This is a genomic window from Amycolatopsis sp. NPDC104819, from assembly GCF_055583145.1.
The window spans coordinates 69,123-90,244 of sequence record NZ_JBVJON010000005.1; the positions used below are offsets into that span (position 1 = coordinate 69,123).

At 70.1% G+C, this 21,122-nt stretch carries 18 protein-coding genes and 1 pseudogene; 10 read left to right on the forward strand and 9 right to left on the reverse strand.

From position 1 onward, the window contains the following. Nucleotides 1–58: 58 nt before the first annotated feature. The 4 genes from ACZ63E_RS16490 to ACZ63E_RS16505 form a co-directional block, all read right to left on the reverse strand. Nucleotides 59–1,852: a glycoside hydrolase family 6 protein gene (locus tag ACZ63E_RS16490; protein WP_465336819.1), complete on the reverse strand. Its 1,794-nt coding sequence runs from the start codon at nucleotides 1,850–1,852 to the stop codon at nucleotides 59–61. A gap of 26 nt (nucleotides 1,853–1,878) precedes the next feature. Further along, nucleotides 1,879–3,399: a cellulase family glycosylhydrolase gene (locus ACZ63E_RS16495; protein WP_465336820.1), complete on the reverse strand. Its 1,521-nt coding sequence runs from the start codon at nucleotides 3,397–3,399 to the stop codon at nucleotides 1,879–1,881. A gap of 10 nt (nucleotides 3,400–3,409) precedes the next feature. Beyond that, complete coding sequence (locus tag ACZ63E_RS16500; protein ID WP_465336821.1) at nucleotides 3,410–6,274, reverse strand: glycoside hydrolase family 48 protein; 2,865 nt, start codon at nucleotides 6,272–6,274, stop codon at nucleotides 3,410–3,412. 530 nt (nucleotides 6,275–6,804) lie between these two features. Then, on the reverse strand, nucleotides 6,805–7,800 hold the full coding sequence (locus tag ACZ63E_RS16505) for a LacI family DNA-binding transcriptional regulator (RefSeq protein WP_465337464.1): 996 nt from the start codon (nucleotides 7,798–7,800) through the stop codon (nucleotides 6,805–6,807). 250 nt (nucleotides 7,801–8,050) lie between these two features. Here ACZ63E_RS16505 and ACZ63E_RS16510 point away from each other — a divergent pair, with 250 nt between their 5' ends. The 6 genes from ACZ63E_RS16510 to ACZ63E_RS16535 all read left to right on the forward strand — a co-directional run bounded on the left by ACZ63E_RS16510 (nucleotide 8,051) and on the right by ACZ63E_RS16535 (nucleotide 14,924). Then, nucleotides 8,051–9,352: an ABC transporter substrate-binding protein gene (locus ACZ63E_RS16510; RefSeq protein WP_465336823.1), complete on the forward strand. Its 1,302-nt coding sequence runs from the start codon at nucleotides 8,051–8,053 to the stop codon at nucleotides 9,350–9,352. 4 nt (nucleotides 9,353–9,356) lie between these two features. After that, the gene (locus ACZ63E_RS16515; protein ID WP_465336824.1) at nucleotides 9,357–10,346 is read left to right on the forward strand and encodes a carbohydrate ABC transporter permease; all 990 of its coding nucleotides are present in this window, start codon (nucleotides 9,357–9,359) and stop codon (nucleotides 10,344–10,346) included. Next, complete coding sequence (locus ACZ63E_RS16520) at nucleotides 10,343–11,200, forward strand: carbohydrate ABC transporter permease (protein WP_465336826.1); 858 nt, start codon at nucleotides 10,343–10,345, stop codon at nucleotides 11,198–11,200. Before ACZ63E_RS16515 ends, ACZ63E_RS16520 begins: the two co-directional genes overlap by 4 nt. 2 nt (nucleotides 11,201–11,202) lie before the next feature. Next, complete coding sequence (locus tag ACZ63E_RS16525) at nucleotides 11,203–12,609, forward strand: GH1 family beta-glucosidase (RefSeq protein WP_465336828.1); 1,407 nt, start codon at nucleotides 11,203–11,205, stop codon at nucleotides 12,607–12,609. A 164-nt stretch (nucleotides 12,610–12,773) separates the two neighbouring features. Next, nucleotides 12,774–14,540: an IlvD/Edd family dehydratase gene (locus ACZ63E_RS16530; protein ID WP_465336830.1), complete on the forward strand. Its 1,767-nt coding sequence runs from the start codon at nucleotides 12,774–12,776 to the stop codon at nucleotides 14,538–14,540. A 75-nt stretch (nucleotides 14,541–14,615) separates the two neighbouring features. Continuing rightward, the gene (locus tag ACZ63E_RS16535; RefSeq protein WP_465336831.1) at nucleotides 14,616–14,924 is read left to right on the forward strand and encodes a DUF3040 domain-containing protein; all 309 of its coding nucleotides are present in this window, start codon (nucleotides 14,616–14,618) and stop codon (nucleotides 14,922–14,924) included. A gap of 385 nt (nucleotides 14,925–15,309) precedes the next feature. On the opposite strand, the gene ligD is transcribed toward ACZ63E_RS16535, so the two are convergent. The 3 genes from ligD to ACZ63E_RS16550 are packed head-to-tail and all read right to left on the reverse strand — an operon-like array spanning nucleotide 15,310 to nucleotide 17,369. Further along, nucleotides 15,310–16,173: a non-homologous end-joining DNA ligase gene (gene ligD, locus ACZ63E_RS16540; protein WP_465336832.1), complete on the reverse strand. Its 864-nt coding sequence runs from the start codon at nucleotides 16,171–16,173 to the stop codon at nucleotides 15,310–15,312. Nucleotides 16,174–16,183: 10 nt separating this feature from the next. Further along, complete coding sequence (ku, locus tag ACZ63E_RS16545; RefSeq protein WP_465336833.1) at nucleotides 16,184–17,119, reverse strand: non-homologous end joining protein Ku; 936 nt, start codon at nucleotides 17,117–17,119, stop codon at nucleotides 16,184–16,186. A 10-nt stretch (nucleotides 17,120–17,129) separates the two neighbouring features. Next, a complete protein-coding gene (locus tag ACZ63E_RS16550) occupies nucleotides 17,130–17,369 on the reverse strand; it encodes a hypothetical protein (protein ID WP_465336834.1) in 240 nt (79 codons plus the stop codon). Between the two features lie 181 nt (nucleotides 17,370–17,550). On the opposite strand from ACZ63E_RS16550, the gene ACZ63E_RS16555 reads away from it, so the two are divergent. Next, complete coding sequence (locus ACZ63E_RS16555; RefSeq protein ID WP_465336835.1) at nucleotides 17,551–17,760, forward strand: hypothetical protein; 210 nt, start codon at nucleotides 17,551–17,553, stop codon at nucleotides 17,758–17,760. Nucleotides 17,761–17,777: 17 nt separating this feature from the next. On the opposite strand, the gene ACZ63E_RS16560 is transcribed toward ACZ63E_RS16555, so the two are convergent. Then, nucleotides 17,778–18,509, reverse strand: coding sequence for an ANTAR domain-containing response regulator (locus tag ACZ63E_RS16560; protein ID WP_465312411.1), 732 nt, complete (start codon nucleotides 18,507–18,509; stop codon nucleotides 17,778–17,780). Between the two features lie 186 nt (nucleotides 18,510–18,695). Continuing rightward, a pseudogene (locus ACZ63E_RS16565) lies at nucleotides 18,696–19,426 on the reverse strand (LLM class flavin-dependent oxidoreductase). Between the two features lie 57 nt (nucleotides 19,427–19,483). Here ACZ63E_RS16565 and ACZ63E_RS16570 point away from each other — a divergent pair. The 3 genes from ACZ63E_RS16570 (at nucleotide 19,484) to ACZ63E_RS16580 (ending at nucleotide 21,113) form a co-directional block, all read left to right on the forward strand. After that, complete coding sequence (locus ACZ63E_RS16570; RefSeq protein ID WP_465336837.1) at nucleotides 19,484–19,813, forward strand: plasmid stabilization protein; 330 nt, start codon at nucleotides 19,484–19,486, stop codon at nucleotides 19,811–19,813. 62 nt (nucleotides 19,814–19,875) lie between these two features. After that, nucleotides 19,876–20,325, forward strand: coding sequence for an ATP-binding protein (locus ACZ63E_RS16575; RefSeq protein WP_465336838.1), 450 nt, complete (start codon nucleotides 19,876–19,878; stop codon nucleotides 20,323–20,325). After that, complete coding sequence (locus tag ACZ63E_RS16580) at nucleotides 20,322–21,113, forward strand: SigB/SigF/SigG family RNA polymerase sigma factor (protein ID WP_465336839.1); 792 nt, start codon at nucleotides 20,322–20,324, stop codon at nucleotides 21,111–21,113. Before ACZ63E_RS16575 ends, ACZ63E_RS16580 begins: the two co-directional genes overlap by 4 nt. The last annotated feature ends 9 nt before the right edge of the window (nucleotides 21,114–21,122 follow it).

Below are 21,122 nucleotides of genomic sequence, written 5' to 3' on the forward strand. Positions count from 1 at the left end.
GGAGACCCGGGCCGGACGGCGGCTGCGCGGCACCGCCCGGCCCGGGAGCACTGCGGGGTTACTGCACCGGCGGGTAGGCGTTCTGGACCAGCTCCTCGAACTGGGCCTGGAACCACTTGCCGGACAGCGGCGAGTTCGGCAGGGCGCCGGTCAGGTTGCCGCCGTTGGCCTGGTCGCTGCCGTGGTAGGTCGGGTCGCACATCCGGTCGAAGCCTTTGCCTTCGTCGTTCGGGATCTGCGAGCTCGCGCCGTCGGACTCACCCGGCGGCTTGATCCAGACGTAGGCGTCGAAGTGCGCCGCGGGCGACGCGGTCGGCCGCGTGCCCAGCCCGGCTCCGCTCTGGTTGCACCAGTTGCCGCGGTGCAGCCGCCGGTCGGTCCGGCCGGAGTTCACATAGCTGTCCACAGTGGACCCGGACGCGCTGCCGGGCCGGGCCGAGCCGCCCCAGCCGTTGCGCGAGGTGTCGATCAGCATGCCGATGCCACTGGGCAGGCCGGCCGAGACGAACGCGGTGTACATCGCGGTGGCGAACGGCACCTCGGCGAAGTACGGGTTCCACTGGTAGAACGTCGCCGACTTGATCTGCTGGCCGCCCACGGTCAGGTTCGGGTCGGGCAGGTTCGGCTCGGTCAGCGGGGTGTAGTTCGCCGTGTCGCTGATGAAGCCGTCGATGCTGTTCACCCCGGCCGTGGTGCCCTGCAACGTCTGCTTGACCAGGTTGACGAACGGGCCGAAGTTACTGTCCCAGCCCAGCCACGCCGAGTGCGCGATGTCCAGGTAGTTGTAGACGTTGGAAATCGCGTGCAGCTTGTTCAGCGCGTACTGGATGCCCTGGGTGTAGGCCCCGGTGGACTGCGCTTCGGCGCACTTGGCCGTCGCGGTGTTGGTGATCAGGTTGGGCAGCGAGTCCGGTTCGACGACCGCCACGACCCGCAGCGGCGCGTACTTCGCGTCCGACAGGATCGAGGCGATCGGGTCGATGTACTCGCTCTTGTACCGGGCCAGGCCGTTCGAGCCGGCCTGCAGCTCACCGTTGGACGCCAGCGCCGCGCAGTCGCGGTTCGGCAGGTCGTAGACGACGATCTGGATCGTCACCGGCGTCGCGCCGCTCTGCTGGGCCAGCGCCGCGTCGAGGTGCCCGCGCAGGCCACGGGCGCTCGAGGTGCCCTCGATCGCCGCGATCCGGTCGAGCCAGACGGCCGTGGAGGTGTTCGCCACCTTGGCCATCTGCGCGCCGAGCGTGCCGCCCTTGGCCGCGGCCGCCGCGGTCACCGAGGCCGACCAGTCCGGGTTCACGTACCCCTTGGCCCCGGCGTACGGGTTGTCGACGTGGGTTCCGGGCTGCGGGGTGGTCGTGACGGTGGTTGGGGTCGTCGGAGTGGTCGGCGTCGTGGGTGTGGTGGTCGTGCCGCCCGTGGTGCCGTCACAGTGGACGCCGTTGAGCGAGAAGGAGGCCGGGACGGCGTTGTTGCCGTTGTAGGACCCGTTGAAGCCGAGGCTCGCGGTCGCGTTGGTCGCCAGCGTCGCGCCCCAGCTGGGATTCTTCGCGCTGACGTGTTTACCGCTCTGGCTGAACGTCGCGCTCCAGCCCTGCGTGACCTGCTGGTTGCCGCCGAAGTCCCATTCGAGGTTCCAGCCGGACGTGATGGGGTCGCCGAGGTTGGTCACCGTGATGTTCGCGGTGAACCCCGGCTCGTACAGGTTGGTGCTGTAGGTGACCTTGCAGCCGGTGGCGGCGGTCGCCGGGCTGCCCCCGGCCACCAGCAGCCCCGCGACGACCGCGGCGGCCGTCACCGAGGAAGCCACGGCGAACCGCATCTTCCTCTTCGGGGACCAGAATGCACTCTTCATCGAGTGTGCTCCTTCGTGTTGTCGGGTCAGGCGGAACAGCTGGTGGAGCCGACGGCGAAGCCGCTGGGAGAGCCGGTCGAGGCGCCGGTCGCCTGGAAGCCGATCGACGTCGAAGCGCCGCCGGCCAGGTCGGGCGCCCAGGACGGCGCCTTGGCCGTCGCCTGCTGCCCGGACTGGGTGACGGTGGCGCCCCAGCCGCCGGTGATCTGCGTCCCCGAAGGCGCGGTCCAGCCGAGCGCCCACGTCTTCAGCGGGGTGGTGCCGGTGTTCTTGAGCGTCACGGAGGCGACGAACCCGCCCTGCCACGCGTTGTCGACGTGGTAGGTGACCGCGCAGCTCACCGCGGGCGGCGGGTCGGTGGTCCCGCCACCGCCGCCGACCGGCGGCATGAGGTACGGCTGGAGGATCGCCTGCTTGGTCTGGTTGACCGTCGTCCAGTCGTCGTTGAGGATGCCGCCGGTGTCGCCGGAGTTGGGGTTCCACGACCAGTACGTGAAGCTCATCCCGGTCGCCCCGGTCCCGGCGTACTTCATCAGCTCCTGCAGCCACGTCTTGTCGCGCGGGTCGGCGAGGGTGGTGCCGAACTCGCCGAGCAGCACCGGCGCGATGTTCTGCTTCTGGAGGTAGCCGAAGAAGTGGTCCCACAGCGCCGGCAGGTTCGCCGGGAACGACGGGTCGGAGAACCACGGCTGGGCGAACACCGACGTCGCGTACTCGTGCGCCGAGTACACCAGCTTGTCCGGTTTGGACAGTCGCACCGGGAACTGCCGGGCGCCGGAGAGGTTGCCGCCCCACCAGCCGCACTGCGGGTCACCGGTGCCGCTGACGCAGTCGACACCCTCGACGATGACCAGCCAGTCCGGATTGGCGGACAGGACCGCGTTTCCGCCGCGCGCGGCGGCGAGGCGCCAGTCGGTCGCGGTGTCCCCGCAGCCCCAGCACGCTCCCCCGCCACCCTGGATCGAGTGCGGCTCGTTGTGCAGGTCGGCGCCGATCACCGTGGTGTTGCCCTTGTAGTGCTGGGCGAGCATCGTCCAGTCGGACAGCCAGCGGCTCTCGGGGTACGCGCTGGTGTACCAGAGCGGGGACTGTGCGCCGGAGTCCGGCCGGTGCTGGTCGAGGATGACGCGCATGCCCTTGGTGCCGGCGTAGGCGATGATCTTGTCGAGCACCTGCAGGCCGGAAAGCCCTTGCAGGTCGGGGTTCTGGACGGCGTCGATGCTGTTCGGCTTGACGCCGGGGTCGAAGAGCTGGTTGGAGTAGGGCAGCCGCAGCGTGTTGTAGCCGAGGCCCGCCATCTGGTCGAGCATGTCCCGGTAGTTGCGGCTCCACAGGCCGTGCGGCGAGTAGTTGCCGGTCTCGGCGCCGAACCAGTTGACGCCGGTCATCCGGACCGGCGCGCCGGTGGCGTCGACGAGCTGGGAGCCGGACGCGTGCCAGTAGCCGGTGCCGGTTCCCTGGAGCGCGGGGGCCGCGGTGGCCGGGGACGCCGTGAGAACGGCGCCCCCGACCAGTGCGGCGACCGCGAGGGCGAGCAGTCGCTTCATCGAGTGCCTTTCAGCCGAACAGGGCGACGTGGGCGGCGAACGCCGTGGCGATCTCCGACTGCGCCCAGAACCGGTGGTAGGTGAACGTCGGCGCGGCGCCACCGTCCAGATAGGACTGGACCTTCGGCCACTGCGGGTCGCTCTGGTAGAAGGAGCGGATCGAGGTGAACGTCGAGCCGGCGTTGATCGGGTCGCCGTTCGGCATCGTGCCGGTCCAGCCGGAGGGCACGTACAGGCCCTGGTCGGTGGTGGCGTTGTAGGCGTCGTCGAACCGGTTGTAGTCCGTCCGGGTCTCCGGCACCGCGATGCCCTTGCTGTCGGTGTTCGCCGAGAGCGCCGTCAGCAGGCTCTCCCCCACGGTCTTGGCCTGGGCGTTGCTCGAGCCGGCCGCGTAGTACAGGAGCGTCTTGGCCAGCGATGCCGCGACCCCGACGTCGTTGCTGTAGTTCTTCACCGTGACGTGCAGGCTCGTGTTCGAGCCCGGGCTGGTGGCGTTCCAGGTGTCCGGCGCGCCGCTCCAGCCGAGATCGGCCGGGATCTGGAAGCTGCCGCCGGCCCCGACCGTGGTGTTCGCGATCGCCCACGGGACCCACTTGTCGAGGATCTTCTTGGCCCGGGCGTCGTTCGTGGCCTGGTAGTACTCGGCGATGCGTTCCATGCCCCAGGTCTGGAAGCCGAACCACTGGTTGCTCGGCGGGTCGTGCCAGACCGGCTGCTGGTCGTAGAACATCCCGTAGAACGTCGGCGTCCCGGACGGCGGGGTGCCGTACTGGCCGTCCCAGCTGTTGGTCGCGCCACCGGCGAGGCCGCCTTCGGACGACTGGAGCCACTGCAGGAACTCCAGCTGCCGGCCGAGACTGGTCGCCCAGTCGCTCGCGCCGGTCGCCGACGTCACCTTCAGGCCCGGGTCGGCCGACAGCGCGTACGCGGCCAAGGGGTTCTGGTATCCCTGGTGCGCCGCTCCGTCACCGATGCGCCACGCCCACGCGTTCTGGTCGAGCGAGCCGCCCCAGGCGTAGTACCAGGAGACGAGGTAGTGCTCGCTGTCCTTGCCGGTGCCGGCGGGGCAGCTGCTCGGGTTGACGCAGTTGCCGATCTTCTTGAAGTACTTGTCGAACAGCGAGTACCGGAGGTAGTCGCCCATCTTCGACGCCTTCTTCACGACGGCCGCGACGTCGGCGCTCTTGCCTTGGGCGGCTGCCCATTTTTCGGCCTGGAAGGCCACCTGGACGGCGCGGGCGTCCGCGTCCGGCGCGTCGGTGTACTTCCACTGCTTGGCGTAGGCCGAGTCGCCGGTGAACAGGTCGAGGTAACCGTTCTTGCCGCCGAACTTCAGGGTGTCGCAGCTGGGCTGGGTGACGGTCTCCCAGACCGACTCCTGCGAGCCGCGCTGGAAGGTGTTGATGAACGCGGGCGCGGTGTTCGTGCCGTCCTCGCAGTGGCCGAACTTGTAGATGTTGTCGACGTCGAGCAGCCAGTGCATGCCGTAGACGTCCGCCGAGCCGTAGGCCGCCTTGAGCTCGGCCGCGATCGGGTCGCTGCCGACGGAGACGCCGGTCTGCAGCTGCGACGGGTAGGACTTCGGGCTCGGGTACTCGGCCGCGTAGGTGGCGGGCTTGCTCGCGTTGTAGCCGGAGTTGCCCGGCTGGTCGGCCGCCGACGGGATCGCGTACGTCTCGATCGACGTCCACGCCTGGTTGAACGGCGACCAGTCCCCGGTGATCCGCCCGTAGGACGCCTCCAGCCACAGGTAGTAGCTGAACGCCTCCGACGTCGTCTCGTGGCCGTGGTCCGGGGCCTCGACGATGAGCGTCTCGATCGAGTGGTAGGGCACCAGGATGTTCCCGAACTTGCGGAAGTAGCCGTTGTTCGGATCCTTGATCTTGTTGTACTGCGTCAGGAACGCGAGCTGGTAGTCCGAAGTGGACGACGAGATCTCGGTGACCGTGACAGTGGCCGCGGTGTAGCCGGTGCCACTCGCGGTGAAGGTGGCGCTGCCCAGCGCTCCCCCGTTGTCGGCGCTCTTCACCGTGACGTTCTGCGGGGTGCTCCAGTTCGACGTGGTGAAGGTGAGGCTCGTCGGGGTCGCGGTGAGGTCGGTGCTGCCCGCCGTGCGGGCGACGCCGACGGTCACCGAGCTCGTCGGCGCGCCGGCGAGGCTGACCGCGAACGTGGTTGTCCCGCCCTGCTTGACCTGCGTGGTCGCCGGGGTCGCGACGATCGTGGGTCCGGAAAGGACCTTCACGCTCACCGGGCTCGACGACGTCGAGGCGTTCTTGTTGTCGTAGGCCTTGGCCGTGATCGAGTACGTCCCGGCGGGGACGTTGGCCCAGCTGCCCTCGAACGGCGCGGAGGTGTCGGTGGCCAGCAGGCTGTCGCCGGCGTAGAACTCGACCTTGCTCACCGTGCCGTCGGAGTCGGCGGCCGTCGCGGCGAGCGGGATCGTGGCCGGGGCGTAGTAGGTGCCGGACGACGTCGGCGACGTCAGGCTGACGGTCGGGGCCTTGTTGGCGCCGGTGCACGCGGTGCCGTTGACGGAGAAGTCCGTGGGCGGGCGGTTGGCGGAGCCCTTCGAGCCGTTGAAGCCGAAGCTCGCGCTGGCCCCGGTGTCGAGGTGGCCGTTGTAGGAGAGGTTCGTCGCGGTGACCGCGGCGCCGGTCTGGGCGAAGGTGGCGCTCCAGCCCTGCTGGACCTTCTGGCCGTCGAGGAAGGTCCAGCCGACCTTCCAGCTGTCGAGCGGCGCGCCGTCGTTGCGCAGCGAGACGTTCGCGGTGAACCCGGTGTCCCAGTCGTTGGTGGTGTAGGTGACGGAACAGGCGACGTCGGCGGCGAGCGCCGAGGAGGGGACGACCAGCGCGGCGGTGAACGCGACCACGGCCGAGACCATGGCCGGCGCGCGGCCGCGTAACCAGCGCGTTCGGCGCACAAGGCGCCGTCGGGGAGAGGAACGCATGGCTGCGGAACTCCTTTGTCCGTAGGGAGCCAGCGATCTGGGAGCGCTTCCAGGCGCAGACGGTAGCCAGCCGGAAACGTGGATGTAAAGAATCGAGTCAGAAGGACACCGCGGCCGCGGACGTCACATCCGTGCTCCCGGCTCGCACCGGCGCACTGAACGCTCCTGAACAGCCGCCCCCGACGGTCGCCCGTTCACCCGTCCGGCCCAGCATGCCGGTCACCCTCAGCACCAAGGAAACACCGTTTAGCGCCAAAGGCGTGCACCTCAGGCGGGATCGCTCCCAGCCACCGGCGCCCCCGGCCGTGTCGACCCTTCAATCACGCGTGTCGACCCTTTAATCACGTGAGTCGACCCTCCGGACACGCGAGTTCGCCGGTCGGCCCGTGCGGGAAGGGTCGACACGCGTGATCAGGAGGTCGACACGCGTGATTGGGGGGTCGACACGGCGGTCAGCTGGAGGCGCGGACCGCCAGGGAGACCGGGAGGATCTGCTGCCGCGGCTTCAGGTTCTGGTCGTCGAGCAGCTGGATCAGGGTCTCGACCATCGCGTGGACCTGCTCGCGCGGGTCCTGGTGGACCGACGTCAGGGGTGGGTCCATGGCCGGGGCCAGGGTCGCGTTGTCGTCGAAGCTGACCACCGCGACGTCCTCCGGGATGCGGCGGCCGGCCGCGTCCAGCGTGCGCAACGCGCCCACCGCCATCATGTCGCTGGCGACGAACACCGCGTCGAGGTCCGGTTGCCGGGTGAGCAGGGCCGACATCGCCGAAGCGCCGCCGGCCAGCGTGAAGTCGGCCTCTTCGGCCAGGTCGGCGGGGTCGAGGCCGGCGTCGAGGAGGGTCTTGCGCCAGCCGGCGAGCCGGTCGATCGGGGCGCTCTGGTCCTGCGGCCCGGCGATGGTGCCGATCCGCCGCCGTCCGGCCGCGACCAGGTGCTCCACGGCCAGCCGGGCGCCGCCCTCGTTGTCGAAGTCGACGACGTGCACCCCGCGCCGGATGCCGGCCGCCTGCCCGCCGAACACCACCGGGATGCGCAGCAGCCGCAGTGCCTTGGGCAGCGGGTCGGCGCGGTGCGGCGCGAACACCAGCGCGCCGTCGACGTGCCCGCCCTCCAGGAACCGGACGGTCTTGCTCAGGTCCTCGCGCGTGTCGCTGAAGATCAGCACCATCTGACGGCCGACGTCGGCGAGCTCGCGGTAGCCGGCCCGCATGACGGCGGTGCGGTACGGGTCGTCGAGCAGCCGGGCCTCCGGCTCCGACAGCACCACCGCGATCGCCCCGGTCCGGCGGGTGACCAGCGACCGCGCCGCCTGGTTCGGGGAGTAGCCCAGGTCGCGGGCCGCGGCGAGGACCTTCTCGCGCGCCGCCGCGCTGACGTACGCGTCGTCGTTCAACGCGCGCGACGCCGTCGACCGCGACACGCCGGCGAACGCCGCGACGTCCTCCAGTGTCGGCCGTTCTTCATCCCCTGCTCGAGGCCCCACGCCTACCGCCCTCGCTCCCGCCACCACCTGTACGCGGACAGCTTAACCGGCACTGGTGCGCAAAGTCCGGGAGCGCTCCTCGCAGGAAACGCTCCGGTTACGACCCCTTGACACCGGTCGAGGCCCCAACCAGACTCTGCGACACCTGGGAGCGCTCCCAGTCCGGCTCCCAGCAGTAGGAGCGCTCATTCCCGTCAACAAGGTGGTTGGACACGTGAGAACGATCCGGAACGGCCTGGTCCTGGCACTGGGCATCACGATGACGGCGCTCGGCGCCACGGCCTGCGGTGGCGGCGGTGACGAGACCCCGGCGGCAGCGGGTCCGAACGAGCACGTGGACCTCACGCTGGCGACGTTCACCGAGTTCGGCTACGAGGCCCTCATCCCGGAGTACGAGCGGCTGCACCCGAACATCAAGATCACCCACCGCAAGACCGGCCAGGGCGGCCCGTACCACCAGGACCTCATCACCAAGCTGGCCGCCGGCTCCGGTCTCGCCGACGTCTCCGCGGTCGAGGAGGGCCACCTCTCCGACGTCCTCGACAAGGGCTCGAAGTTCAACGACCTGAGCAAGATCGGCCCCGCCGACGCCTCCCCCGAGCGCTGGCTCGGCTGGAAGTACGACGCCGCCAAGACCAAGGACGGCAAGGTCATCGGCTACGGCACCGACATCGGCCCGCTCGCCATGTGCTACCGCAAGGACATGTTCGCCGCGGCGGGCCTGCCGACCGACCCCGAGGCCGTCAAGCCGCTGTTCGCCAGCTGGGACAGCTACTTCTCCGCCGGCGCCGACTACGTCTCGAAGACCAAGGGCAAGGCCTGGTTCGACTCGGCCGCGCAGAACTTCAACGCCATGGTCAACCAGCTCCCCCAGGGTTACATCGGCTCCGACGACAAGCTCGCCGTCGAGGGCAACCAGGGCATCAAGGACGCCTGGACGAAGGTCACCGACGCCGTCGCCAAGGGCGAGTCGGCCAAGCTGACCGCGTTCAGCAACGAGTGGAACACCGGCTTCAAGCAGGGCGCCTTCGCCACGAAGGTGTGCCCCGCGTGGATGCTCGGCGTGATCAAGGAGCAGGCCGGCCCGGAAAACGCGGGCAAGTGGGCCGTCACCGCGGCCTTCCCCGGCGGCGGGGGCAACTGGGGCGGCTCGTACCTGACCGTGCCGACGCAGTCGAAGCACCCGAAGGAAGCCGCCGAGCTGGCCGCGTGGCTGACCGCGCCGGAGCAGCAGATCAAGGCGTTCCAGGCCAAGGGCACCTTCCCGAGCCAGGTCAAGGCGCTGTCGGACCCCGCGCTGCTGAGCCAGACCGACGCCTACTTCGGCGACGCGAAGGTCGGCGAGCTGTTCGCCGAGCAGGCCAAGAAGGTCCAGAAGCCGCAGTACAAGGGCCCGGGCGACGGCCAGATCCAGGAGAACGCCTCCAGCCCGGCGCTGCAGGCGGTCGAACAGGGCAAGTCGGCGGCGGACGGCTGGCAGCAACTGGTCGACTCGGCGAAGAAGATCACCCGCTGACCTCATGACCGTCATCGACAAGGTCGCGCCGGAAGGGAGTACGGCCGGGAAGCGAGTGTCTTCCCGGCCCACCTTCCGGCACAAGCTGAGCCGGTGGGACGTCAAGGTATCGCCGTACCTCTACGTCGCGCCGTTCTTCGTCGTGTTCGGGATCGTCGGGCTGTTCCCGCTGCTCTACACCGCCTACGTCTCGCTGTTCGACTGGAAGGCCGGGGACGACAACCCGGAGTTCATCGGCTTCGACAACTTCAAGGAGCTGTTCGCCGACAGCCAGTTCTGGAACGCGCTGACCAACACGATCAGCATCTTCCTGCTCTCCAGCGTCCCGCAGCTGATCATCGCGGTGCTGCTGGCGGCGCTGCTCGGCGCCCGGCTGCGCGGCGCCACCGGCTGGCGCGTCGGCATCCTGCTGCCGTACGCCGCGAGCCTCGTGGCGATCGGCATCATCTTCGCCAACCTGTTCGGCCCCAAGTACGGGCTGATCAACGGCGTGCTGCAGACGATCGGGCTCGACCCGGTCGACTGGCAGGCCAGCCGCTTCGGCAGCCACGTCGCGATCGCGATCATGGTGAACTGGCGCTGGACCGGCTACAACGCCCTGATCGTGCTCGCGGCGATGCAGGCCATCCCGAAGGAGCTGCACGAGGCGGCGTTGATCGACGGCGCGGGCACGTGGCGCCGGTTCACAGCTGTCACCCTGCCGCTGCTGAAGCCGACACTGGTCTTCGTCACCATCACCTCGACGATCGGCGGCCTGCAGATCTTCACCGAGCCCAAGCTGTTCGACGCCCTCCCGGGGTCGAACAACGGCGGCTCGACCAACCAGTTCCAGACCGTGACGCTGTACCTGTACCAATCGGCGTTCGAGAACTACAACCTCGGCTACGCCTCGGCGATCGCCTGGGTGCTGTTCGTGATCATCGTGCTCATCGCGCTGGTGAACTTCTTCCTCACCGGCCGGCTCGCGCGGACCCCGGCGGTGAAAAAGAAATGACCACACTCCAAAGTGGACTGCGCAAGTCCGTCGCCACGCTCGGGAAACCGCGCAAGGCGACGTACATCGTGCTCGCCATCTTCGTGCTCGGCTCGCTGTTCCCGTTCTACTGGTCGTTCCTGGTGGCCAGCCGCGACAACGGGATGCTCACCGAGCGCATCCCGCCGTTCGTGCCCGGCGGCAACTTCTTCGCCAACGCCGCCCGCGTCTTCGACACCGTGCCGTTCTGGAAGGCGCTGGCCAACAGCGTGATCGTGTCCGGCACGGTCACGCTCACCACGGTGCTGTTCTCGTCGCTGGCCGGGTTCGCCTTCGCGAAACTGCGGTTCAAGGGGCGCAACGGGATGTTCGTGTTCATCGTCGTCACGCTCGCCGTGCCGACGCAGCTGGGCATCATCCCGCTGTTCATCGCGATGTCGGAGCTCGGCTGGGCCGGCGGCCTGCAGGCGGTGATCGTGCCCAACCTGGTCACCGCGTTCGGCGTCTTCTGGATGCGCCAGTACACAGTGGACGCGCTGCCGTACGAGCTGATCGAGGCCGCGCGCGTCGACGGCTGCAGCATGATCCGGATCTTCTGGAACGTCTGTCTGCCCGCCGTGCGCCCGGCCGCGGCGATCCTCGCGATGTTCACGTTCATGACGTCCTGGAACGACTTCCTCTGGCCGCTGGTGGTCCTGGACGCGGGCAACCCGACCGTCCAGGTGGCGCTGGAGAAGCTCCAGAGCGGTTACTACGTCGACTATTCGCTGGTGCTGGCCGGCACGACCCTGGCCACCATCCCGATCCTCATCGTCTTCGTCCTCCTCGGCCGCCAGATCGTGGCCGGGATCATGCAAGGTGCCGTGAAAGGGTGACCATGTCCGTACATCCCGACAGCGTTCGGGCGGAGACCGCGTCGATGTTCCCGCCCGGCTTCGTCTGGGGCGCCGCCACCGCGGCGTTCCAGGTGGAAGGAGCCACCACGGCCGACGGGCGCACCGACTCGGTCTGGGACGTCTTCGCGCGCCGTCCGGGTGCGGTCGTGGGCGGCGACACCGGCGACCCGGCCGCCGACCACTACCGGCGCTACGGCGAAGACGTCGACCTGATGCGCCGGCTCGGCCTCGGCGCCTACCGGTTCTCGCTGGCGTGGCCGCGGGTCCGCCCGGACGGCGGCGCCCCCAACACCGCCGGGCTCGCCTTCTACGACCGTCTGGTCGACCGGCTCCTGGAGGCCGGGATCCAGCCGTGGGCGACGCTCTACCACTGGGACCTGCCCCAGGCGCTGGAGGACAAGGGCGGCTGGACGGCGCGCGACACCGCGTTCCGGTTCGCCGACTACGCCGAGACGGTGCTCGCCCGGCTCGGTGACCGCGTCGCCAGCTGGTCGACGCTCAACGAGCCGTGGTGCGCGGCGATGCTCGGGTACGCGGGCGGCATCCACGCGCCCGGCCGCACCGACCACCCCGCCGCCGTCGCCGCGACGCACCACCTGCTGCTGGGCCACGGGCTGGCGATGGACGTGATCCGCCGGCACGCGCCGGGCGTCCCGGCGGGCATCACGCTGAACCTCTACCCGGTCGTCCCGCACGACCCGGCGAACGTCGCCGACGTAGCCGCGTGCCGCCGCATCGACGGGCTGCAGAACCGGCTGTTCCTCGACCCGGTGCTGCGCGGCGGCTACCCGGACGACCTCGTCGCCGACCTCGCGCCGTTCGGGCTGGGCTCGGTCGTGCGGGACGAGGACGCCGCGGTCATCGGCGCGCCCGTCGACTGGCTGGGCGTGAACTACTACCGCGACTACCGCGTCGCGGGCCGCCCGGTGCCGGGCAGCGAGCCGGCGGGCCCGGAGTGGGTCGGGGCGGGCGACGTCCACTTCGTCCCGGACCCGGCGGCGGCGCACACCGACTCCGGCTGGGAGGTCCAGCCGGCCGGGCTGACGGAGTCACTGCTGCAGGTCCACCGCGGCTACCGACGGGTCCCGCTGTACATCACCGAGAACGGCGCGGCATACCCCGACGTCATCTCCGACGGCGGCGACATCGTCGACACCGACCGCGTGGCATTCCTCGACTCCCACCTGCGAGCAGCGCACGACGCCATCGCGGCGGGCGTCGACCTACGCGGCTACTTCTACTGGTCACTGCTGGACAACTTCGAGTGGGCCGAGGGCTACGCAAAGCGGTTCGGCCTGGTCCACGTCGACTACGCAACCCAGCAGCGCACCCCGAAGCAGAGCGCGCACTGGTATTCACGGGTGATCGGGCTGAACGGCCTGGGCTGACGAGGACCCAGACCCCCCTCCCGCACCCCGATCCGAAGCCAGAACACGGCCGGCAGCGCCGGGTCAAGGCATCTTTCCCGCCTTGACGCGGTGTTGCCGGCCGTAGTCACAATGAAGGCTTCGGGGTGCCGGAAGGGCCCTATCCCTATGCCAAACTGGCCGGTATGGGACTGCGCAGCGAAGCTTGGTTCAACAACCCCGCCGACCCCGGAATGACGGCGCTCTACCTCGAGCGATACATGAACTGGGGCCTGACCAGGGAAGAGCTGCAGTCCGGCAAGCCGATCATCGGCATCGCCCAGACCGGGTCCGACCTCTCCCCCTGCAACCGGCACCACCTGCAGCTGGCCGACCGCACCCGGGAGGGCATCCGCGAGGCGGGCGGGATCGCCATCGAGTTCCCCGTCCACCCGATCCAGGAGACCGGCAAACGCCCCACCGCCGCACTCGACCGCAACCTCGCCTACCTCGGCCTGGTCGAAACGCTCTACGGCTACCCGATCGACGGCGTCGTGCTGACCACCGGCTGTGACAAGACGACCCCGGCCTGCCTGATGGCCGCCGCGACCGTCGACCTCCCGGCCATCGTGCTCTCCGGCGGGCCGATGCTCAACGGCTGGCACAACGGTGAGCGCACCGGCTCCGGGACCATCGTCTGGAAGGCCCGGGAGCTGCTGGCGGCCGGCGAGATCGACGACGCCGGGTTCATGGAGCTCGTCGCGTCCTCCGCGCCGTCGCCGGGGCACTGCAACACCATGGGCACGGCGTCGACGATGAACGCGCTCGCCGAAGCGCTCGGAATGAGCCTGCCCGGCTGCGCGGCCATCCCGGCGCCGCACCGCGACCGCGCGCGGATGGCCTACCGCACCGGGCTGCGGATCATCGAGATGGTGCGCGAGGACCTCAAGCCGTCGGACATCCTGACGCGCGAGGCGTTCGAGAACGCCATCGTGGTGAGCTCCGCGATCGGCGGCTCGACCAACGCGCCCATCCACATCGGCGCGATCGCCCGGCACATCGGCGTCGACCTGCCCCTCGAGGACTGGCAGCGGCTCGGCCACGCCGTCCCGCTGCTGGTCGACCTGCAGCCGGCCGGCAAGTACCTCTGCGAGGAGTTCCACCGCGCCGGCGGTGTCCCGGCCGTGGTGCACGAGCTGATGCGGCACCGGCTGATCCACGAGGACGCCGGCACCGTCAACGGCCGCACGCTCGGTGACAACTGCCGCGACGCCGAGGCCGGCGACCGCGACGTCATCCGCACCTTCGACACCGCGCTCACCGGAGACGCCGGGTTCCTCGTCCTCAAGGGCAACCTCTTCGACGCCGCGATCATGAAGTCCAGCGTCATCTCCCCCGAGTTCCGGCGGCGCTACCTCGCGGGCGGCGTCTACGAGGGCACCGCCGTCGTGTTCGACGGCCCGGAGGACTACCACGCCCGCATCGACGACCCGGACCTCGGTGTCGACGAGCACTCGCTGCTCGTGATGCGCGGCACCGGCCCGCTCGGCTACCCGGGCTCGGCCGAGGTGGTCAACATGCGCCCGCCCGCCGAGCTGATCAAGCGCGGGGTGCACGAGCTGCCCTGCCTCGGCGACGGCCGCCAGTCGGGCACGTCCGGGTCGCCGTCGATCCTCAACGCCTCCCCCGAAGCCGCGGCCGGCGGCGGGCTTGCGGTGCTGCGGACCGGTGACCGGGTGCGGATCGACCTTTCGGCCGGTACCGCGAACGTGCTCATTCCCGGCGAAGAGCTCGCACTGCGGCACAAGGAGCTGGCAGAGTCGGGTGGGTACCCGGTGCCCGAAGCGCAGACACCGTGGCAGGAGATCCAGCGCTCGATGGTCGACCAGCTGTGCGACGGCATGGTGCTGCGCCCGGCCGTGGCGTACCAGCGGATCGCCGCCACGAAGGGCATCCCCCGCGACAACCACTGATTTTCCCGCCGAAACACCGCTTCGGCCGGGCGCGGAGCGGGTACCACTTCGATAGCCGAGGCGAGGAGGCCACCCATGCTGCCGGAGCGAGAACGCCACGCCCTTCGCGAGATCGAAGCCGGGCTGCAGGCGAGCGACCCCGCGTTCGCCGCCGCCTTCAGCGGCCGGCGGCCACGCCGGGTCACCCGGGCGAACTTCCTGCTCGTCCTCTGCGACGTGACGGCGGTCGTGATGCTCGTCGTCGGTCTCTTCGCCCGCGACGCCGCTCTCGTGCTGTGGGGCACGGTCAGCGCGGGCGCGCTGGTCGCCTGGCACATCGCCCGCAGCGAGAAGACGCACAAGTCCACCGAGGGCGACACGACCCCGACCGCCGACTCCCACTGAGCAGGCGGCCGACGGGTCCACAGTGGACTATTCGGCCGCCTTCGCCGCGCCCGCGACCGCCTCGGCCACGCTCGGCACGATGTGCCCCGGCTCCAGGTCCTCCCCCACGACGTCGGCCGGCGCTCGCGCTCACCCCGACGAAGACGTCCGCGCCGCGCAGGGCGTCCTGCACACTGCCGGTGGCGCCGCCAGCCAGTGCTTCTCCCCGACCAGGTCGCGCTCGCCGTGCAGCACTCCTTCGCTGTCGCAGACGATGCCGCCGGCGGAGTAGCAGGGCCGCGGCCGGGCCCCGGTCGCCCAGCCCGAGCAGGGCGGAGCCGTCGGAGACGATCGCGACCGAGTTGGCCTTGACCGTCTCGACCTTCGTTGCCGGGGCCCGAAACGCTCAACTGAGCTGCTTCAACGCCGCTTCCGCCGATCCCGCGTGCTCGTCCAGGTCTCGCCACGGGTCGGCCTTGCGCGCCAGCCGCTGCTTTTCCCGCGCCGGGCCCCAGCCGGCCGGGTCGGCCTTGCCCAGCTCCCGCCAGTCCAGCGGGGTCGCGGCGGCCGCGCCCGGGCGGGCGCGCAGCGAGTAGGGCGCGACGAACGTCTGCGCGTACCCGTTGCGGTTGGCGTCCAGGAAGATCCGGTCGCCGCGCTTTTCCTTGCGCTGGGCCGTCGTCAGCCGGTCGGGGTCGTCCGCGGCCACGGCGCCGGCCAGGGCGCGGGAGAGTTCCAGCACGACGTCCGTGTCCGCCTTCGCGTCGAGGGGCGCCAGCACGTGGAAGCCGCGGCCGCCGGTCGCCTGGACGAACGCGGTGAGCCCGGCCCGCTCGTAGTGGTCGCGGATCCGCCGCGCGACCGCGCGCAGCTCGGTGACCGGGGTGCCCTCCGGCGGGTCGAGGTCCAGCACGAGCCGGTCCGGGCGCTCCGGCGCGTCCACAGTGGACAGCCAGACGTGGAACTCGATGCTGCCCTGGTTCACCAGGTAGTCCAGCGTTTCGGCGTCTTCGCAGACGACGTACTCGTCGGTGCCGCCGCCGCTGCGGGGCACCCGCTCGACGCGGATCGAGTCCGGGAAGTGCTCCCCCGGGTGCTTCTGGAACCAGCTCTGGCCTTCGATGCCGTCGGGGTAGCGCCGCAGCGTCAGCGGGCGGCCGCGCAGGTGCGGCAGCATGACGTCCGCGACGGACCGGTAGTACTCGGCGACGTCCCCTTTCGTCAGGCCGTCACCGGGGAAGAACACCTTGTCCGGATGAGAGATCTTCACGCCCGCTCCCTCAGGACGCCTTGAGCGCCTTCTCCAGCTGGGCGCGGGTCATCTTCGACCGTCCCTTCACCCCCTGCTCGCGGGCGAGCTTGTCGAGGTCGGTCTTGGACAGCTCGCCGAGGTCAGGCTGCTTCTTCGTCGTCTTCTTCGTGGGTGCCTTGCCACCGCCCTTGCGGCTCTTCACGCTGCGGGACAGGGCTTCGAAGAGGTCGACGACGTCGGCCGAGGGCTCCGGCTCCTCCTCGTGCGTGATCTCCTTGCCGGCCTTCTTGGCCTTGAGGAGCTTCTCGACGCGGCCGGAGTACTCGTCGCGGTAGTCCTCGGGCCGCCACGGCGAGGTCATCTCGTCCACCAGCGACAGCGCCATGTCGAGCTCCTTCGGCCGCGGCTTCGGCAGCTTGGGCAGCCCGCCCATGACGTCCTTCGGCTTCCGCAGGTCGGCGACGAAGTGGAGGGTGTTGAGCACCATGACACCGTCGCCGGCGCGGATCGCCGACAGGTACTCCTTGCCGCGCAGCACGAACTTGGCGATCCCGGCCTTCTCGCTGCGGTCCATCGCCCGCAGCAGCAGGCCGTACGCCTTGGCGAAGTCCTCTTTCGCGGGCTTGAGCCAGTACGTCCGGTCGAAGAACCAGGGGTCGATCTCGTCCAGCCCGACGAACTGCTCGATGTCGATCCGCCGGGACCGCTCGGGCGCGATGTCGTCCAGCTCGTCGGGTTCGACGAGGACGTGGTCACCCCCGCCGAGGTTGTACCCTTTGACGATCTCGTCCTGGGTGACCTCGTCGCCGGTCCGCTCGTTGACCTTGCGGTTGCGGATCCGGTCGGACGTCCCGCGTTCGAACTGGTGGAAGTGGATCGTGTGGTCCGCCACCGCCGGGTACAGCTCCACCGGGACGGTGACCAGCCCCAGGCTCAGCGCCCCGCTCCACACCGGTCTGGCCATGTCGACCTCCTCACCGCCATCCGATACCCGCGGCGAGTCCCGGCGAAACCGGCTCAGGCCACTTCGCTGCTGCGGCCGTCACCCCGGTGCAGGCCCAGCATTTCGAGCAGCAACGCGCAGTCATCGGGTCCTTCGCACTGGCCGCGACGGTCAGCGCGGCCTTGCGGCGCGTCTCCGCCTGCTCCGGGGTGTCCCCGCCCTCCAGGAGGAGGTCCGCCACCGGCCGCAGGTCGTTCCGCTTGTCTCGCATGTTGTTCTCCCCTCCGGTCAAGGCCTTCTCCCGCGGACTACCCGGGAGCACCTCACGCGACACAAGAGGCACCGAAAGGGTCACCGGAGACAGCCTCGATTAGGCCGAACGAGTGAATTCAGTGGGCTTTGGCGCCGGAACCGGCAAGGTAGGTGAGACCCACGTCACAGCAGGAGGCCGAATGGGCACCCAGCTCCGCATCAGCCGCGAGGACGGCTCGCTGCCCTGCGAGGTCTGCGGCTTCCCGACGATGCACGTGGCGCAGGTCGTCGCGGACGACGGGACGGTGCTCGGCCGGACCCTCGTCTGCACGACGTGCCAGCGCAGCCGGCACCGCCCGGAGGCGGCGATGGAGACGGAAGCCCCACCCGACGAGGTCCCGACCGCCTAGCCGGGGCCCGGCCGCCGTCAGCCGGTGGTCGTCGCCACCGCGGCCACGAACTCGGCCGCCACCTCGTGCAGCTTCCGGTTGCCGTCCTGCGAGCGCTTGACCAGCCGCTGGAACGCCTCTTCGGCCGTGATGCGGTGGGCCGCCATCAGGATGCCCTTGGCCTGGTCGATCACCGCACGGGTCTCGAGCGCGCGGTTGAGCTGGTCGATCAGTTCGCGCGCCGCGAAGTAGCGGCGGGCGCTGCGAAGGCCGAACACCACCGTCGCCGTGTACAGCTCGAGGATCTTCGTGCCCAGCTCGCTGAAGCCGTGCTCGCCGAAGCCGAACAGGTTGACCGCGCCGGACATGTCGCCGTCCACCGTCAGCGGCGCCGCCAGGAAACTGGCCACGCCCAGCTGCTCGGCCGACGACACGAACTGCGGCCACAGGTCCCCGACCGCGCCGACGCCGACCCGCACCGGCTGGCCCGTCTCGGCCGCGCGCAGGCACGGGCCGTCGCCGATCCGGTACTGCTCGCGGTCGAAGTTGACCGCCCGCTGGTCGGTGCTCGCGACCGTCTCCGGCACGCCCTCCCGCACCAGCGTGATGCTCGCCATGTCCGCCCCCGGCACCACCTGCACCACGTGGTCGCACACCGCCTGCAGCATCTGGCCGAGGTCGAGCTCGGTGTCGAGCATCGCGGTCAGCGACTCCATCGCGAGCGTGACCTCGTCCAGTCTCGCGGTGAGCTGCTCATGGCCGCCCGTCATCCTGGTAACGCCCCTCTTCTGGTTCTCAGGGCGCTCAAGACCAGGGAGGACCCGGGCGCGCGCCACTAGTGGGCCGCTAGCGCTTTAACGGGTCCAGCGCGAGATTACTGCATCCCGATCACGCCGGGCGCAAGCGGTCACCGCCGTCGTGGGGCACGCGTCCGTTCGGAGCAACGGCCTTCGCGGCTAGCCACGCAGTGCCGGAAGCAGCTCCTTTTCGGCGAAGTCGAGGAAGTCCTCCTGCCGGTCTCCGCCGATCTGGATCAGTGCGACGTCGGTGAAGCGTCGCCCCGGCGAACCAGCGGAACTGCTCGTGCGCGCGTTTCACCGCCGCGTCGCGGTCGGGGCCCCAGGACACCGGCAGCTGCGCGATCTTGCGGCTCGGCGGGCCGGGCTTCGTCGCGTCCCACTCCTGCGCGAGCTCGGCCTTCGGCTCGACGGCGATCATCGCGTCAGCGACCGGGGCGAACCGCTTGACCGCCTGCGAGCCGACACGGCGATGCCGACCGGCGTCCGCTTCTCCGGCAGGTCCCACAGCTTGCCCTCGTAGTCGAAGGAGCCGCCGTCGAAGAGCCCGCCGATGATCTGCACGGCTTCGGCGAGCAGGTCGTGGCGGACGTTGGCCGGCGGCCAGCCGCGGCCGACGACGTGCTCGCCGCCTTCTGCGCCACGACCGCCGGTTGGTAGCGCATGGTCGGGCACGTCACGAACGTCATCAGCTCGACGCGCTCGGTGCCCTGCGTGACCGCGCCCAGCACGCTCCAGGCGTAGGGCGAGTGCCCCTGCTCGGCGAGCCAGGGCGAGTAGTGGTCGCTCATCACTTCGAAGTCGAAGCCGGCCTGCTCCGCGCCGGCGGCGAACCGGATTAGCTCGTTCGGGCCGGTCTGCTCGGTCATCAGGGTGTAGCCGACCGTCATGGGTGACGTTTGCCCGGCGACCGGCCGGGTATCCCGCGGGCGTCGGAAGGAGTGGTCATGCCCCAGTCGTGGAGCGCCAAGCGCGAACGCCAGTACGAGCACGTCAAGGACTCCGCCGAAGACCGCGGCGCGAGCACCAAGCGGGCCAAGGAGATCGCCTCGCGGACGGTGAACAAGAACCGCGCCCAGGCCGGCGAATCGAAGCAGGCGAGCAGGACGTCGCTGAAGGACAAGTCGCCCCAGCAGCGCGGCGGCGAGCGGTCGGGGAACGGCAAGGGGCCGGGCGGGCCGACGAAGGACCAGCTCTACAACGAGGCCAAGAAGCGCTCCATCGACGGCCGCTCCAAGATGTCCAAGAAAGAACTCGAAAAGGCGCTGGGCCGGTGACCAGACCGGAAACCCCTGATCGGCAAGTGTCAGCGTTCCCCCGGATGGGTAGTAGCTTCGGCATGGAAGAAACACGAAGTGGCGGCCGGCAGAGCGGCCAGCCGGCGGCCGACGGGCTGCTGGACGAGGTGGTCGAGCTGCGGCTGCCCGCGATGGCGGAGCAGATCCCGCTGGTCCGCATGCTCACCCACGGCATGGTCTCGCGCGCCGACTTCGGCCTGGACGCCATCGCGGACGCCAAGATGGCCGTCGACGAGGCGTGCGCGCAGCTCGTCCAGCTGGCCGAGCTCGGCTCGCAGCTGCACTGCCGGTTCCGGCAGTCGCCCGAGGGGCTGCACGTCGTCGTTTCGACCCGGTCCACCGACCCGCGGCCGCCGAGCGACCGCACGTTCGGCTGGCACGTCCTGACCACGCTGAGCCGTTCGGTGACGGCGCACTGCGACGTTCTCCCCGGTGGAGGCGCGGGCATCGTCACGATCGAGCTGGTGCTCAACCCGGGAACGAGCGCGTGAGCGGCGAGCGCAAAACCCTCCTGCACCGACCGGACGAATACGCCCACTGCGAACCGCTGTTCGACGAGCTGGGGACGCTCGACGCCGACGACCCGCGGCGGGACGTCGTCCGGGCGAGACTGGTGACCGAGCTGCTGCCGCTCGCCGAGCACATCGCGACCCGGTTCTCCGGTCGCGGCGAGCCCCGCGAGGACCTCGTCCAGGTGGCGCGGATCGGTCTGATCAACGCCGTCGACCGGTTCGACCCCGCACGCGGGCACGACTTCCTGTCCTTCGCCGTGCCGACGATCATGGGTGAGGTCCGGCGGCACTTCCGCGACACCGGCTGGTCGGTGCGGGTCCCGCGGCGGCTCAAGGAGCTGCACCTGTCCCTGAGCCAGGGCTCGGCCGCGCTCTCGCAGCGGCTGGGTCGCGCGCCCACGCCGACCGAGCTGGCCGAGCACCTGAACCTGGACGTCGACGAGGTGCGCGAAGGCCTCATGGCCGGCAACGCCTACCAGGCCCTCTCCGTCGACAAGCCGGTCCACGACGACGCCGAGGCGCTGTCGCTGGCCGACACGATGGGCGAGCCCGACCACGAGATGGCCATGGTCGAGAACCACGAGGCCCTCCAGCCGCTGCTGCAGGAACTGCCGGCGCGGGAGCGCGCGATCCTGGTGATGCGGTTCTTCGGCGGGCTGACGCAGACCCAGATCGCCGACCGCGTCGGCATCTCCCAGATGCACGTCTCCCGGCTGCTTTCGCAGACCCTGGAGCAGCTGCGCGGGAAGCTCACCGGCGACGCCTGAGGCCCCGGA